Below are 14,699 nucleotides of genomic sequence, written 5' to 3'. Positions count from 1 at the left end.
TTGTTGACAGCCAAGGGTTCTCTCAATGGAGAGGCCTCCGCTGCGGTGCAGTTGGCGAATCTGCACCGGACGGGGGCCTCGTGTCAGACTGCACGCCCCGGAACTGGAAGCGCAGGTGTGCCGGCTGCGCACCAGTCACAAGCTCGGCTCGGCCCGCATCGCGTCCTGGGGTCGAGGGGCGGGGTGTGGCCGTCGCAGGGCGCGGGATCCCGCCTGGCGGGCTGAGCCCTCATCTCCGGGAGCGGAGTGTTATCGCAGGTCGGCGGCCTCCGGGCGATTCTTCCGCGCGATCATGAGGGCCTCGGGGAAGCCGGGGCCGTGGACGACGTGGATCTGCGCGAGGTCGGTGACCTCCCCGCAGGTGTCGCAGGTGGTCTGCTCGGTGATCGCCCCATCGCAACCGGTGTGCCGGTACAGAATGGGCGGGCCGCCGGGCGCCGCCCATCGATCGCCCCACTGCGTCAGCGCGATGATCACGGGTGCCAGGTCGAGTCCCTTCCGGGTCGCGGCGTAGCGGCTCCGGTCGGGGTGTTCCTCGCTCGATCGGCGTTCGAGGACGCCCGCGTCGACCAGGCTGTCCAGGCGTTTGGCCAGGATGTTGGTCGCGATTCCCAGGCGCTGGAAGTCGGCGAACCGGGTCGCCCCGGCGAACAACACGTCGCGCACGATCAGCAGGCTCCATCGCTCGCCGATGACCTCCAGTGCCCTGGCGGCCGAGCACACCTGCGTGTCGTAGGTCTTGCCCAGCATGGCGACCACACCTCTCCGAGGAGCACTTGCGTCATGCAAGGCTACCCCACTAGCCTCGCTTGCATCACGCAAGTGAGCTCTCGTGTGCCGGACGGCGGCCCGGCCGCGACCGGGGAGCCTGCCTGTCCGTCCGGAAGAACAATCATGTGGAGGTCACCGATGAGCGGATTGCTGCTCAAGGACAAGAACGCTGTGATCTACGGAGGCGGCGGCGCCATCGGCGGCGCCATCGCACGGGTCTTCGCCCGGGAGGGCGCGAGGGTCTTCATCGCCGGACGGACACCGGCGAAGCTCGACGCCGTGGCGCGTGACATCGCCGCCGCGGGCGGAAAGGTGGAGACCGCCCAGGTCGACGTGCTCGACCAGGAGGCGGTCGAGAAGCACGCCGACGCGGTCGCGGCGGCGGCCGGCGGCCTCGACATCGCCGTCAACGCCGTGAGTGTCCAGCACGACCAGGGGACTTCGCTGGCGGATCTGTCGCTGGAGGAGTTCATGCGGCCGATCGACGGCTTCTTGCGGACGCTGTTCATCACCAGCAAGGCTGTGGCCCGGCACATGGGTGGTGAGCGTCCCGGTGTGATCCTGACGCTGTCGGAGCCGGGTGCCAAGCTGGCCGTGGGCGGCATCCTGGGGCACGCCGTGAGTGCGGCCGGCAAGGAGGCGTTCTCCCGGGTTCTGGCCGCGGAGCTGGCGCCCGGGAACGTCCGGGTCATCGGCATCCGTCCCCACGCTGTCGTCGACGCGCCGGCAGCCGGTTCCTACACCAAGGAGCTCTTCGAGCAGACCGCGGCAGCGGCCGGGCAGTCGGTCCAGGAGATGCTCGAAGGCGGGGCGATGGCGCAGGGGACGCTGCTCAAGAGGCTTCCGACGCTCTCCGAGATCGCGGAGACGGCCGCGTTCCTGGCTTCGGATCGAGCGGGGGCCATGACCGGGACGATCGCCAATCTGACCGGCGGCGCGATCGTCGACTGAGCTCAGGCTCGCCGGATCGTCGAGTGGAAGGCCGCCTGGCGACGCAACTCGCCGGCGGCACGGATATGGCGCTGCCCGGCGCGTCGTGCGGTGCCGTGCCAGTCGGCGATGTCCTGCGTTGGACGCGACGTGGCTGTCGCGGAGCCTGAGAAGACCGGCTCGCGCGGGTTGTCGGAGCGCGGGGATCGGCCCACGCGGGACGCGCAGCGCGGCCGGGGCTTCAGGCCGCGCGGGAGCCGGTCCCGGAAGGTCACCGATCCCGGTGCCGGCACGCCGATCGGGAGCAGCCGCTCCTTGAAGGGACGGGTCCGCATCAACGGGGCCGTCGCCAAGGTCGCCCCCAGGAAATTAGTGGCCGCCGAGCTGCCGGCGAAATTACGCGGATCGGTGATCGAGCCGCCATCCTGAGGAGCGCCACTCCAGGCGGTGCCGGTGGCGCGCGTTCACCAGCGGTCTGCTGACCGATCTGCTGAACCCTGAGGCGGTCACCTTCACCATCGCCTTCCTCCCGCAGTTCATCGATCCGCAGCCTCGCGATGACCTTGCGCGCGGATGGCGAGCGCGCCGATCAAGGGTTGGTGTGCTCGCCCGCCAGGCTTTCGAAGCAGGGACGCAGGAGCTCGATGATGTCGTCGGCGGAGGCGTCGGCGAGCGCGCTCAGCTTGAGAAGGTGACGGTCGATGACCACGCCGGTGATGATGGCCGTGATCAGGGCCGCCCGCAGGTCCGCGTTCCGGTGCGGGATGGCCTCGCCGACCTGGGACAGCCAGGCACGCCCGCTGTCGCGGAAGTCGTCACTGGCGCCGGCGTGGGTGAGTACGGAACGCAACAGCGCCAGCGACGCCGCCGGTTCGTCGTCGAGGCGTCTGCGCAGCATCGACAGCAGCGCCTCGGCGGGCTCGCCGGGCGGCAGTTCGTGGGTTTCGACCTGGACGGCCTGCGTGAAGAGCTGTTCCTTGGAGCCGAAGTAGTGCATCACCAGGCCGGCGTTGACCCCGGCCGCGGCGGCGACGGCGCGAATGGTGGTGTGTTCGTAACCCAGTTCGGCGAAGGCATGCCGGGCCGCGGCGAGGATGCGCTGCTGCGTGTCGAGGCGCTGCTGCGCCCGCGTACGGCTGGGCTTGGACGACTCACTCACCGGCTCATTATACGGGCGTTGACCCAATCGCCTCTTTCGCTATACGCTCGTTCAATGAACATGCGTACAACGAAAGTCGTGGCGGACATCCTCCAGGCGGGCAGGTCGGGAGACCATGAACGATTCCTCGACCTCATGGCTCCCGACGCCGTGATCGAGTGGCCGTACCGGCTGGAAGGCATGCCGGCCAAGCTGTGCGGCCGGGCGGAGATCGCCGCGTTCGTATCCGCGAAGGGCTCGCTGATCAGCTTCGACGAATATGTCGACCTGGTAATGCACGAGACCGTCGACCCCGAGGTGGTCATCGTCGAATACACCGCGCACGGCACGGTCACTGGCACAGGAGCGCCGTTCACCCAGCGGGTCATCGCCGTGTTCCGGGTCCGCGACGGGCAGGTGGTGTCCTACCGGGACTACATCAACCCGCTCCCGCTCATGAAGGTGCTGGAGTCCCATGACGCGTGAACCGCGCCGAGGTTCGGCGCCGGATGGTCGCTGTCGTTCTCGCTGATCACGCCGACAAGAGCGGGCTCCTGGTAGCCGAGGCATTGTCTGCACTACTCGGCGACCAGGAGCCCGTGGTGTCCGTTGCACGCCCGCGTTCGTGGGGCCCCCGTCACGAGGACCCCAGGACCAAAATCTTCACAGCACAGCCGCACGCAATGGTGCCGTTCATCTGGGGATTTCGGAGGAATGAGCCTGCCGCACAGACAGCAGGTGATTTGGAACCTCGGGCGCGCCGTCAAGGTCTCCCATGTTTCCTGAACGGTTTGGTCCCTAAGTGCGCCTCGATGAATGGAAAAATAGTTCAAATGCCGATTGATTCGCACCTGCTCGCCGTGTTCACGGCGACCACCATCGTTGCTCTGATCACCCCTGGCCCCGACATGCTGTTCGTCATGGGATGCGGCATGCGGGGCGGCGCCCGAGCCGGGCTGCTCGCCACGCTCGGCGTGATCACGGGTGACGCGTTGTACATCGCCGCAGCCGCAGCCGGCCTCTCCATGTTGTTGACGGCGTTTCCCGTCGTGTTCACGGTGTTGCGGCTCGCCGGCGCCGCGTACCTGATCTACCTCGGCGTGCAGATGTTCCGCAACCTCAGGAAGGGGCAAGCCGCCGATTCGGCCGCCGGGATGAGCGGCAGGCGAGCCTTCCTCAACGGCGTGGTGTCCTCTGCGGCCAACCCGCAGACGTTCGCGTTCATGGTCGCTTTCCTGCCCCAGTTCATCGATCCCGGGGCAGGGCCTGTCTGGCTGCAGTTCACAATCCTGGGCGCGGTGCTGATCATTTTGGAGTTCCTGGCCGACGCGACGGTCGGCGTGCTGGCAGGGCGGATCGGTGGCTGGCTGCGCGGTCGGCAGGCGGTGCGCCGCCGGCTCGACGCCGCGACCGGGACCATGTTCATCGGCCTGGGCATCACTCTCGCGGCCCAACGCTAGGGTTCGAGACCCTCGCTCCGCCTCGTCGACCAGATCGAACGCGTACTGGAGATCAACCAGCTGAGCACCACGACCGAGGAGGCCGTCGAAGCCGCTTTCACTGGGTCGATCGGACTCGCCTCGCTCCTGACGGCGGCACGGTAGAACAACACCTGAAGCTCCTGGTTGCGGCGGCGGTCGTCTGGCCCGGGGCGGCTCACTGGTGGTCCTCACCCTCTTCGCCCGCGTCGTCGAAGCCGCCGGAGACGCCACCGCCGCCGCCATGTGGACCGGCGCCGTCCTCGCCACCCTCGTCCACGAGCGGGCCCACCTCCAGCCGGCGCAGGGCTGACCCCGTTCAATGGGCTTTCGGTGTCAGGCTGGCGGCACGTGGGCGCACTGCGACGCGACCACGGTGCCGTTGACATAGCCGGCCGTCGGGCACAGGAACGTCTCGGGAGGCGAGGGCACTCCGGACCGGAGCGTGATGTAGGCCGGTTCCGTGCCCGACGCCGATCTCGTGCAGGGGCCGGCGAGGATGTCGATTCCTCCGCGGTAGGGGTTGAGCGACCAGAAGCCCTGGGCGCAGTCGTACACACGCTCCTGGGCGGCGGCCGGCGTCGCGGGCAGGAGCGCTGCCGCGACGAGGGCGAGGACGAGCGTTCGGACGGGGCGCATGATGTTTCCCTTCGGAGTCTTGAGGGTGGGCGGACGAAGCTGCCCAGGGCCCACGCCCGAGGAGCCGTTGGCGTGCGGCGGGGGCTTCACCCGGGTTCCTTCCTGCAGCCGTCGGCGCCGAGGAAGCCGTTCCAGGAGAAGGCGGTGGCGCAGCGGTGGGTTCCGGCGGCCGAGCCGGACCGTATCGTGATCACGACGTCGGCGTATCCGGTGCCGTCGCACGGGTTGCCGGAGAGGTGGTAGCCGTACTGACCAGGGGTGATGCTGCCGAAGAAGCACTCGTAGGAGCCTTCGGCGTGGGCGGCGGGGGTCGCGAAGAGGGGCGCCGCGAGCACTGCGGCGGCGATGACAGAACATTTGAGCGGACGCACGATGCTCCCTTCACGGAGACGGTTCCGTTCAAGAAACTAGGCAGCCCGGTCAGGGGTTGCCCAGAGGCATCTGTCACCGGTTCGTGTGTGCTTCTCCCAGGTCCGCTCATGTAGTTCAGCGAAGCGGTCAGGGTCGTGCCGCCGTCAGGCGTGCTGAACATCAGCCCGGCGTGGCCCGCGATGCCGCCGGCCGATAATTCCGTCCGCGCAGGTCAAGCGGCAGGAAGCGGCCTGTGGCGCGGATTCCCATGGGGATCAGGCCGCCGATGGCGTCCGTGGCGGGCTGTGCCGTTCTCAACCATGCGGGGCGGCCGGGGTTGCTGAAGTTCCCGGCGCGGGACGCCGTACTCCGTCGGCGCGTGATCAAGCAGCTCCGGCCCGGACGATGTTCAGCGGCCTGCATCCGGTCGCTGCCGGTGTGCGGGCCGGCGACGCGTGGGGACAGAAACCGGGACGGTTCCTGGTCCCTCTTGAGAGCTACCGCTGTGTCCGTTCCAGGGGGATGGCATGCCTGGCTCCGATCCCTAACCTCTTTTAAGCCGCGGAAGACACCGCGGCCACTTGATCGAAAGGATCGCGATCGTGGCGTCCCCGGAGCATCCGAGAACCACCCCTTCGCACACCGGTTCGGCCACGGGCCGTGGCCGGTTGCGCAGGTTCCGGTTCCCCGTCCTGCTGGTCGCGTTGTTCGGTGTGATGTCGGTGATGACCGGGATCAACCAACTCGTCTCGCCCATACCCATCCTCGCCCTGCCGGTGGGGGTCGGCCTGGCCGTCATCGCCGTCACCTGCTACCGCTGGTTGTGCCGGGCCGTCGAGCTCCGTCCGGACATCCCCGAACTCGGGAAGACGGGGCGATGGTCCCAGCTGTGGCGCGGGATGTTGCTCGGGTCGGGCCTGTTCATCGGGTTGATGGTGCTGATCGCGGCGTTCGGTGGCTGGCAGGAGCTGTCCTGGGGGTCCTTCGGCGGCTTCCTCGGCGCCGCGGGGTTGATGGCGAGCGTCGCCGTGGCCGAAGAACTGCTGTTTCGCGGGGTGGTGTTCCGCATCATGGAGGAACGTACCGGCACGGTGATCGCCCTGGTCGTATCCATGCTGCTGTTCGGCGCGATGCACCTGGTCAACGGCAACGCCACCCTGTGGGGCGCGTTCGCGATCGCCTTGACGGGCGGAGCCATGCTGGCCGCCGCCTACGTCGCCACCCGCTCGCTGTGGCTGCCCATCGGCCTGCACTTCGCCTGGAACTTCGCCCAAGCCGGGATCTTCGGTGTCACGGTCTCCGGATCGGCCGTGCCGCCCGAGGGCCTGCTGAACGTCACGCTGTCCGGCCCGACCGCGCTGACCGGCGGCGTCTTCGGCCCCGAGGCCAGCCTTTTCGCGCTGCTGGTCTGCATGGTGCCCACGATTCTCCTGCTGCGGCGGGCCGCCCGCGCCGGTCGGATCCAGCCTCGGCCGCACCGCGCCAAGCTCTCCGCCTGACCGCAAGGAGACCGGCCGGCGCGGGCGCCGCGTCAACCCTGATCGGCGGACACCAGTCCCACCCGGTAGGCGAGCACCACCGCCTGGACACGGTCGCGCAGGTCGAGTTTCGTCAGGATCCGCGACACGTACGTCTTGACGGTCTCGGTGCTGATGGACAGTCGTGTGGCGATCTCCGCGTTGGACAGGCCCTCGGCGAGTTGTTCGAGCACTTCCAGCTCCCGTTGGGTCAGTGCCCGCACGACCTGCTGCAGGGCCGGCCGGGCGGAGTCGGTGGGGCGCAGGCGCTCGGCGAAGTGGCCGATGAGGGCACGGGTGACGGCGGGCGCGAGCAGCGAGTCGCCACGCGCGACGGTGCGTACGCCGTCCACGAGTTCCTTCGGCCGCGCGTCCTTGAGCAGGAAGCCGCTGGCGCCCGCCCTGAGTGCTTCGTAGGCGTACTCGTCGACGTTGAACGTGGTCACCACCAGCACCTTCACCGGAGCGGCGACGCCTGGCCCGGCCAGTCGCCTGGTGACCTCGATGCCGTCCAGGACAGGCATCCGGATGTCCATCACGACGACGTCCGGCAGCAGCCGCCGGGCGGCCTCGAGCGCCGCGCGGCCGTCCGCGGCATCCCCGACGACCTCCATGTCGGGCTGGGCGGAGAAGATCGTGGTGTAGCCGGTACGCACCAGCTCATGGTCCTCACAGATGAGCACCCGGATCGGCGTACTGGTCATGCGGTGCTCCTGAAAGGGATGAGAGCCCGGACGCTGAACCCGCCCCCGGGCCGGGCGCCGGCGGACAGCTCACCGTTCAGCATCTGGATGCGCCGGCGCAGCCCGTCCAGCCCTCGTCCCCCGGACGGCACGACGGGACCTTCCGCCGGAGCGGACCCGTCGGTGGTCACCTCGATGTCGATGTGGCCGGCGCGGTGGTGGACCGTGACCCTGGTGGGCCGGCCCGTCGCGTGCTTGATGGCATTCGTGAGGGCTTCCTGAACCACCCGATACGCGGCCAGCTCGACGTCGACGGGCTGAGGCAGGCGCTCGCCGTGCTCGGTCAGCTCGACGGGCTGGCCGGAGACGCGGGCCTGGTCGACCAGGTCGGCAATACCGTCGAGGCCCGGCGTACGGTGCATGAGCGCGTCGTCGCCGGTCGCCTCCAGCACGCCGAGCAGGTGCCGAAGCTCCGTCAGCGCCCGCCGGCCGGTGTCGCTGATGGCGGCCAGCCCTTGCCCTGCGCGTTCCGGTGCGGTGCCGACCAGGAACTGTGCAGCGTCGGCCTGCACCACGATGGCGGTCACGTGATGGGTGACCACGTCGTGCAGCTCACGGGCGATGCGGGCGCGTTCGTCGGCGCCGGCCGCCAGCGCGCCGAGCCGCCGCCGTTCGGCCTCCTCGGCCCGCCACCGGCGCATCCCTGCACCGGCCGTCCAGATCACCACCAGAACCAGGTAGAAAGCGAGGAAGTCCGAGATCCGGTTGGCAGATCCCCACCAGCTCAGAACGACCGCCAGCGCGGCGTAGCCGGCGCTCACCGCCGCCGCGAGCGTGCGTCGGTGCCTGGGCTGTTGGGCTCCGGCCGTGAACAGGGCCAGGTAGAAGCCGATGCTGGCGAACGTCGGCGGATAGCAGAGCGCCTGATGAACGGCGAAGGCGGCGCCGACGACGGCCAGGCATGCCGCCGGGTGACGGCTGCGGAGCGCCAGCGGCGCCGACTGCGCCACGGTCAGCGCCACCGCCAAGGCATCGGCAGGGCGTCGCGGCAGGTCGCCGATCTGCGCTCCGATGACGGACAGGGTCGGGACGAATGCCAGCGCGGTGAGCGTCGCCGCGAGCGCGCCGTCCTTGAGCGAGGACGGCCGGGCTCTCCACCAGGCCGGCCATGAGCGGACGGCCAGGGGAACGCGCGCGAACACCGGTGTAGTCTAACGGCCCTCTGCCCGCACCTGGGGCACTCAGGGACCTGGTCGACGGCGACGCCGACGACGATCGCCCCGCGGGCTTGGCGGCGGCGGACGCGTCCGCCGCTGCCTGAAATTTCCGGAAAACTCAGTGGATTTATAGTTGAGATTCCGGGGGCGGGTAAAAAGCGGGTGGTGAGCATTTGACCCGCCCGCCCGGGAATGGCGTACGACGCCGCCGACACATCACGAAGTACTGTGACCGCCAGGGCTCGCCACGGCCGATGGGCGGGAAGGTGCCATCGTGATCCGCATCCTTTATTGGAACCTCTGCAATTTCTCCCTGCCCAAGATCTCCGACCCGACGACCGTCACCACGACGAACGAGTCCGCCGCCCGGCAGAGCTATATCGTCACCAAAGTCATGCGCGGCCCCACCGGCGGCCCCATCCCCGACCTCATCGTCGTCGTCGAGGTCTTTTCCCGTATCACCGACGTCGACGCCGAAGGCATCGCGCTGAATCCGAGCAGCAACGCGGGAAAGGCCGTCCTGCGGTTGCTGGGCCAGATCCGCGCGGACGCCACCCTCGGCAACGCGACCGACTGGTGCCTCGTCCCGCCGATCAACATCGGCGGGCTCGGCCAGCAGGAGGCCGTGGCCGTCCTCTACAACGCCAACAGGCTCCAGTTCACCGGCCCGAACCTCTTCTACGAGCTCTACGGCCCGCCGGGCACTGTCGTCGGGCAGAGCCAGCCGGTCACCCTGGCGACCTCACAGAAGCTGACCCCCTACCCCGCTCCCTGGCTCGCCAGGATGGCGGCCCTGGGACGGACGACCACGTTCCCGGGGGTCCCTCAGCCGATCGCCGAGAACCAGCTGGCCGGCGAATGGCAGTACTACACCGCCGGCACCGTCCGGCCGATCCCCTCGCCGGTGCCGCCCCCGATGCCGCCCAACCGCCTGCAGTTCCCCAATGACGGCTGCCGGGCGCCGTTCTACACCCGTTTCCTCGACGTGGCCGGCAATCGCACCATCAACCTCTTCGCCGTCCACACCTCCCCGGACACGGCGCGGGCCGGGGTCAAGCGGATGGCGCTCGTCCCCGAGATCGCCGCCGTCAACGCGGGCGAGGTCAACGTCCTGCTCGGCGACTTCAACGTGGACACGTTCGAGCCCGCCGCCGACGCCTTCACGGCCCTTCTCAGCGGCTCGGGCGGCATCTACACGCTGGAACTCGACGCGCGGGTGGCGCACGCGGGCAACCCCGTCCCGAGCCGCAAACCGTATTGCATGACGCACCTGCTCCCGGCCAACGTGGCGATGCCGTACAACGACTCGGGGGTGGCGGCGGATCCGCAGCACAATGTCTATCCGCGCTTCGGTTACATGGGCAGCTCGTGGTCGGGGATCAGCGACACCGGCGCCATCGACAACATCCTGACGGCTTATGGCGGCGCGGGCGCCGCCGCCAACCTGACCGTCGTCAACACCTACACCGGAACGCCGTACAACCTGTTTCCACCGGCGCCGCAGGGGGTCACGGCGGAACTGACGGGAGGGCTGCCCTTTCCCAGCCACTTTCCCTCCAAAGTGCTCACCAAATGTCCACCGGCACTCCTGGGAACCGGCGGAATTCAGCCGAACACCGGTGGCGCCGCATTCCTGGAGCAGATCTTCCAAAGCTGGGACTACGCCGGTCTGCCGTTCAGCACCAGTGACCACCTGCCTCTGATGATCGACATTTAGGGGCGGAATGAGTCTCCAGGACCTGCAGACCGTCCTCCAGTCCCAGGCCGACGGGAACGGCGCCGTCACCGTCGCGGAATCCACCCTGACGGCGGCCGGGCTGACCCCGGCGGCCGGCTTCGACGCCACGATCCGGACCAGCCTGAACGTGACGTCCGGCCTGTCCGTCGCCTTCACCGGCCAGGTCCCGGCGCCCGTGGGAAACCAGCTCAGCCTCTCGGGCACGGCCGCCTTCCTGGGGGTGACCTCGGTTCCGACGCTGGTGGTCCTCACCCTTGAGACCGGCGGCACGGTCGACGCCCTGATCGTCGCCACCCTGCCCGCGGACTGGACCTTCGGCACCAGCTTCCAGGCGCTGGAGACTCAGCCGTTCACCAGCATGACCCTGACCCAGCCCGCGTTCCTGGTGACCACAGCCGCCCAGACCACCTACGCCTGGCAGCCGGGGGCGCCCGCCCTCACCCTCGCCAAGGGACTGAACGTCGCCGCGCTCCTCGGGCTCGACGGCCCCGCCGCCCTCCTGCTGGGGCTGATCGACAGCCTCGAACCCACCGGCACGGTCGTCCTGTGCGGCACGATCGACCCCACGACCGACCGGCCGGCCGTGGCGCTGACCGGCACCATCGACGCGCCCATCACCGCGGACACGTCCTTCGACCTGTCGCTGCCGACGGTCCTGGTGACCAGCGAGCCCGACGAGAACGGGTTCCTGGCCTACTGGCTCTCCTTCGCCTCGACGCTCAATGTCGGCGGGCAGCCGTTCAGCACCTTCCAGGCCGCGCTGATCGAGGGATCGCCGAACCTCTGCCTCACCATGACGGCGACGGGCAAGCCCATCACGCCCGACGAGATCATCAAGCTGATCGGCAAGGTCGACTACACGCAGTCGATCCCCTCGGCGCTGACGGAGGTCTTCTCCTCCGTCGGGCTGACCGGCCTCGGCGCGACCTTCAACGTCGAGACGCCCGCGGTCCTGGACATCACCGGCGGGATCGGCACGACGTCGTCCTGGACGCTGGGGGACTTCACGCTGGAGAACCTGACGCTCAACTGCTCGGTCATGTCGCCGTTCGACGCCTCCCCGATGGTGCTGGCCGGCTTCGGCGCCACCGCGCAGATCTTCCCGGACGTCTTCCAAGGCGTGTTCGAGTTCGAGCTGACCGCCGACACGGCCGGTGACCTCGGGATCGTGGCCGGTTTCAGCGGTACGGTCACACTGAAGGACCTGGTGGACGGGATCTCGGGCAACACCGTCGACCTGCCGGACTGCCTGCAGGGCATCCAGTTCGACGACTTCGGCATGAGCTTCGCCAAGGGCGGCGACGGCTCCGACTGGCAGATCTACGGTACGGCGCAGGGGTTGTTCAGCCTCGGCCTCGACACCGGGCCGCTGAACGTCACCGTCACGGCGGTCATCTCCTCGGCCGGCGGCCAGAAGACGTACCAGCTGGTGGGCGCGCTGCAGATCGGCGAGGAGTTCTTCGACGTCGAGATCGACCTGGGCGGCGCCGGCAGCAGGATGACCGCCTCCTGGATCGACCAGGGGGAACCGCTCGGGTTCGCCGACGTCGCCGCCGCCTTCGGCTGGACGTCCATGCCGGCCGTCCCGCCCGACCTCGACCTGGGGCTCACGGGCGCCACGCTGGTCTACCACTTCACCGACGACAGCATGGCCTTCGGAGCGCAGTCGCGAACCTACGGCGAGGCCGCGTTCGTCACGCTCAAGACCGGCCAGACCCGCGTCTGGACCTTCTGCCTGGCCGGCGGCCAGAGTTTCAGCCTGTCGGACCTGCCGCTGGTCGGCGACGAACTCGCCCGCGTCGAGGACGTCTCGATCGGCGCCCTCAAGGTCCTGGCCGCCAGCGCCCCGATCGCCGACCCGAGCGCGGTCAACAACCTGATCCAGGATCTCGGCGGGGACTACCCGCTCCTCCCGGCCCAGGGCGTGGCGGGGACCCTGCTGATCTCGGCCGTCCTGCGGATCGGCGACGACGCGCTGCCGATCGACGTCGCCATGGGCGGTCCGAGCCGGCCCCAGGCGTACGCGTCCGCTCCGGCGGCGGACGGGATCACCTGGTTCGCCGTCCAGCGCAGCTTCGGCCCCGTGTCGATCAACCGCATCGGCGTCCTGTACCAGTCGAGCCAGCAGGCCCTGTGGTTCGAACTGGACGCCACGCTGGCCTTCGGCCCGCTGACGCTCAACCTCGACGGGCTCGGCGTCGGCTCGCCCCTGACCAGCTTCGCCCCGCAGTTCTGCCTCCAGGGCCTCGGGGTGGCCTACAGCACGCCGCCGCTGGAGATCGCCGGCACCCTGATCAACATGGAGCCGCCGGGCAGTGACGCCGTCGACATCGAAGGCGGGCTCATCGTCTCGGCGAGCGGACTGACACTGGAGGCCTTCGGCTACTACGGCAACGCGTCGGGCTTCTCGTCGATGTTCGTCTTCGGCGACCTGAGCTACGCCGTCGGCGGCCCGCCCGCGTTCTTCGTCACGGGCGCGGCGCTCGGCTTCGGCTACAACTCCGCCCTGCGCCTGCCGTCCATCGACGAGGTCCAGGTCTTTCCCTTCGTCCAGGTACTGCCGGGTTCGACCGCCGCCAAGGCCGGGCTCTTCGGCCCCGACCCGACGCCCGCCACGGTGCTCGACGTCATCAGGAAGCCGCAGCCGCCGTGGGTGAGCGACGAGGCCGGGGCGCTGTGGTTCGGCGCGGGGATCACCTTCACCAGCTACGAACTCGTCGACTCCCAGGCCATGCTCTTCGTCGAGACCGGGCAGGAGCTGGTCATCTCGCTGGTCGGCGACGCGCGGGCGTCGTTCCCGCAGCCGACGGGGACGGCGGGCGAGCCGTGCTACGCCAGTGTCGAGCTGGACCTCGACGTCCGGTTCGCGCCCGGCGAAGGGGTGTTCTCGGCCCAGGCCGTGCTGGCCCGCAGCTCCTTCCTGCTCGACCCCGCCTGCGTCCTGACCGGCGGCTTCGCCTTCTTCGTCTGGTACGGCGACAACCCCCACGCCGGCGACTTCGTGGTGACACTCGGGGGCTACAACCCCGGTTTCCAGCGGCCCGCCCACTATCCCGCCGTACCGCCGGTGGGCTTCCACTGGGCGATGGACTCGACCATCTCCATCAGCGGCGACGCCTACCTCGCCCTCACCCCGGCCGCCATGATGGTCGGCGGCCGGCTCGACGCCACCTACCAGTCCGGCAGCCTCAAGGCGTGGTTCGACGCCCACGCCGACATCGTCGTACGGTGGAAGCCGTTCTGGTTCGACGCCGGCATCGGGATCACGATCGGCGCCTCGTACAAGATGAACCTGCTGGTCACCTCGGCGACCGTCTCGGTGGAGCTGGGCTGCGACCTGGAGTTCTGGGGGCCGCCGACCGGCGGCACGGTCACCGTCGACTGGACCGTCATCTCCTTCACCGTCCCCTTCGGCTCCGCCAGGCAGGCCGGGCCGCGGATCAAGGGCTGGAGCGACGTCGAGGCGATGCTCCCCGACACCCGCGACCAGGCCGAGCCCAACATCCTGTCGGCCACGCCCACCTCCGGCATGATCCCGACGGGCGCCTCGGGCCCCGGCTCGGGCGACGACACGTCGTGGCCGGTACGCGGTGGCACGTTCGGCTTCACCGTGACCACCCCCGTCCCGGTGACCACGGCCGGGGTCGGGTCCGCCCACGCCTTCAGCGGCGACACGTTCGACGTCCACCCGCTGGGGTGGACCGGCGTCTCCTCCGGCCTGACCGTCACCCTGACCGACCAGGCGGGAGACGACAGATCCGCAGCCTTCGACGTCGCGCCGCTGCGCGCGGCCGTACCCGCCTCGCTGTGGGGGGCGCCGCCCCAGAACGGGGGCGTGCCGGCAGGCGGCGCCCAGCTCGTACCGGACCAGATGACGGGCCTGACGATCGTCGTGCGGCCGCCGCGGACGGGCGCCACCCCGGGACCGGTCGACGTCGGGCTCGCCCTGGCCTCGGTCGACCTCGCCCTCCCGGACGCGCAGCTGCCGCTCAGCGGCTCGGCGCAACCGGCGGGCCCCACCCCGGCGAACGGCGGGAACACGATCAGCCGGATCGCCGATGCCGCCTCCGGCATCGCCTCGGACCCGGTACGCGCCGCGCGCGCCTCCATCCTGACCGGCCTCGACATCCTCGGCTACGGCCCTGACACGCCCGACGACCCGATGACGTCCTTCGCCGGCGAGGCCGGCCGTCTGTTCGCCGCCGAGCCTCTGATGGTCGGCTGATGCCACTCATGC

13 protein-coding genes are annotated in these 14,699 nt (G+C 69.6%); 7 read left to right on the top strand and 6 right to left on the bottom strand.

Annotation, left to right across the window (positions count from 1 at the left end; all coding sequences use genetic code 11):
- Positions 1-249 precede the first annotated feature (249 nt).
- Positions 250-750 carry a helix-turn-helix domain-containing protein gene (locus ABZ459_RS18525; protein ID WP_357971467.1) on the bottom strand — a complete coding sequence of 167 codons (501 nt, stop codon included), beginning with the start codon at positions 748-750 and terminating at the stop codon, positions 250-252.
- A gap of 168 nt (positions 751-918) precedes the next feature.
- Between ABZ459_RS18525 and ABZ459_RS18520 the strand changes: the two genes are divergently transcribed.
- On the top strand, positions 919-1,722 hold the full coding sequence (locus ABZ459_RS18520) for an SDR family oxidoreductase (RefSeq protein WP_357971466.1): 804 nt from the start codon (positions 919-921) through the stop codon (positions 1,720-1,722).
- A gap of 568 nt (positions 1,723-2,290) precedes the next feature.
- Here ABZ459_RS18520 and ABZ459_RS18515 read toward each other — a convergent pair.
- The gene (locus ABZ459_RS18515; RefSeq protein WP_357971465.1) at positions 2,291-2,860 is read right to left on the bottom strand and encodes a TetR family transcriptional regulator; all 570 of its coding nucleotides are present in this window, start codon (positions 2,858-2,860) and stop codon (positions 2,291-2,293) included.
- 54 nt (positions 2,861-2,914) lie between these two features.
- Here ABZ459_RS18515 and ABZ459_RS18510 point away from each other — a divergent pair, with 54 nt between their 5' ends.
- The 3 genes from ABZ459_RS18510 (at position 2,915) to ABZ459_RS18500 (ending at position 4,630) form a co-directional block, all read left to right on the top strand.
- Positions 2,915-3,325 carry a nuclear transport factor 2 family protein gene (locus ABZ459_RS18510; protein ID WP_357971464.1) on the top strand — a complete coding sequence of 137 codons (411 nt, stop codon included), beginning with the start codon at positions 2,915-2,917 and terminating at the stop codon, positions 3,323-3,325.
- A gap of 347 nt (positions 3,326-3,672) precedes the next feature.
- A complete protein-coding gene (locus ABZ459_RS18505; protein ID WP_357971463.1) occupies positions 3,673-4,299 on the top strand; it encodes a LysE family translocator in 627 nt (208 codons plus the stop codon).
- A gap of 202 nt (positions 4,300-4,501) precedes the next feature.
- Positions 4,502-4,630: a hypothetical protein gene (locus ABZ459_RS18500; protein WP_357971462.1), complete on the top strand. Its 129-nt coding sequence runs from the start codon at positions 4,502-4,504 to the stop codon at positions 4,628-4,630.
- A gap of 23 nt (positions 4,631-4,653) precedes the next feature.
- Here the strand turns inward: ABZ459_RS18500 and ABZ459_RS18495 are convergent, their stop codons facing one another.
- Both ABZ459_RS18495 and ABZ459_RS18490 read right to left on the bottom strand, forming a co-directional pair.
- Positions 4,654-4,956, bottom strand: a complete 303-nt coding sequence (locus ABZ459_RS18495) for a hypothetical protein (RefSeq protein WP_357971461.1) — start codon at positions 4,954-4,956, stop codon at positions 4,654-4,656.
- 86 nt (positions 4,957-5,042) lie between these two features.
- Entirely contained in the window at positions 5,043-5,327 is a 285-nt protein-coding gene (locus ABZ459_RS18490; protein WP_357971460.1) for a hypothetical protein, read from the bottom strand.
- Positions 5,328-5,909: 582 nt separating this feature from the next.
- On the opposite strand from ABZ459_RS18490, the gene ABZ459_RS18485 reads away from it, so the two are divergent.
- Positions 5,910-6,806 (top strand): type II CAAX endopeptidase family protein, encoded by an 897-nt coding sequence (locus ABZ459_RS18485; RefSeq protein ID WP_357971459.1) that lies wholly within the window; start codon positions 5,910-5,912, stop codon positions 6,804-6,806.
- Positions 6,807-6,838: 32 nt separating this feature from the next.
- Here ABZ459_RS18485 and ABZ459_RS18480 read toward each other — a convergent pair whose 3' ends face one another.
- Positions 6,839-7,528, bottom strand: coding sequence for a response regulator transcription factor (locus tag ABZ459_RS18480; RefSeq protein ID WP_357971458.1), 690 nt, complete (start codon positions 7,526-7,528; stop codon positions 6,839-6,841).
- On the bottom strand, positions 7,525-8,709 hold the full coding sequence (locus ABZ459_RS18475; RefSeq protein WP_357971457.1) for a histidine kinase: 1,185 nt from the start codon (positions 8,707-8,709) through the stop codon (positions 7,525-7,527). Before ABZ459_RS18475 ends, ABZ459_RS18480 begins: the two co-directional genes overlap by 4 nt.
- A gap of 289 nt (positions 8,710-8,998) precedes the next feature.
- Here ABZ459_RS18475 and ABZ459_RS18470 point away from each other — a divergent pair, with 289 nt between their 5' ends.
- Together ABZ459_RS18470 and ABZ459_RS18465 are read left to right on the top strand one after the other, a co-directional pair.
- Positions 8,999-10,441 (top strand): hypothetical protein, encoded by a 1,443-nt coding sequence (locus ABZ459_RS18470; protein ID WP_357971456.1) that lies wholly within the window; start codon positions 8,999-9,001, stop codon positions 10,439-10,441.
- A gap of 7 nt (positions 10,442-10,448) precedes the next feature.
- Positions 10,449-14,687: a DUF6603 domain-containing protein gene (locus ABZ459_RS18465; protein ID WP_357971455.1), complete on the top strand. Its 4,239-nt coding sequence runs from the start codon at positions 10,449-10,451 to the stop codon at positions 14,685-14,687.
- Positions 14,688-14,699 lie beyond the last annotated feature (12 nt).

It is taken from the genome of Nonomuraea sp. NPDC005692, from assembly GCF_040631115.1.
GTDB lineage: Bacteria > Actinomycetota > Actinomycetes > Streptosporangiales > Streptosporangiaceae > Nonomuraea.
This window is presented reverse-complemented; position numbering and strand designations above follow the sequence as displayed.

Bases quoted from the DNA above. Each gene is read 5' to 3' on its own strand.
- ABZ459_RS18480 (WP_357971458.1), bottom strand. From the start codon at position 7,528: ATGACCAGTACGCCGATCCGGGTGCTCATCTGTGAGGACCATGAGCTG.
- ABZ459_RS18510 (WP_357971464.1), top strand. From the start codon at position 2,915: ATGAACATGCGTACAACGAAAGTCGTGGCGGACATCCTCCAGGCGGGC.
- ABZ459_RS18465 (WP_357971455.1), top strand. From the start codon at position 10,449: ATGAGTCTCCAGGACCTGCAGACCGTCCTCCAGTCCCAGGCCGACGGG.
- ABZ459_RS18505 (WP_357971463.1), top strand. From the start codon at position 3,673: ATGCCGATTGATTCGCACCTGCTCGCCGTGTTCACGGCGACCACCATC.
- ABZ459_RS18525 (WP_357971467.1), bottom strand. From the start codon at position 750: ATGCTGGGCAAGACCTACGACACGCAGGTGTGCTCGGCCGCCAGGGCA.
- ABZ459_RS18495 (WP_357971461.1), bottom strand. From the start codon at position 4,956: ATGCGCCCCGTCCGAACGCTCGTCCTCGCCCTCGTCGCGGCAGCGCTC.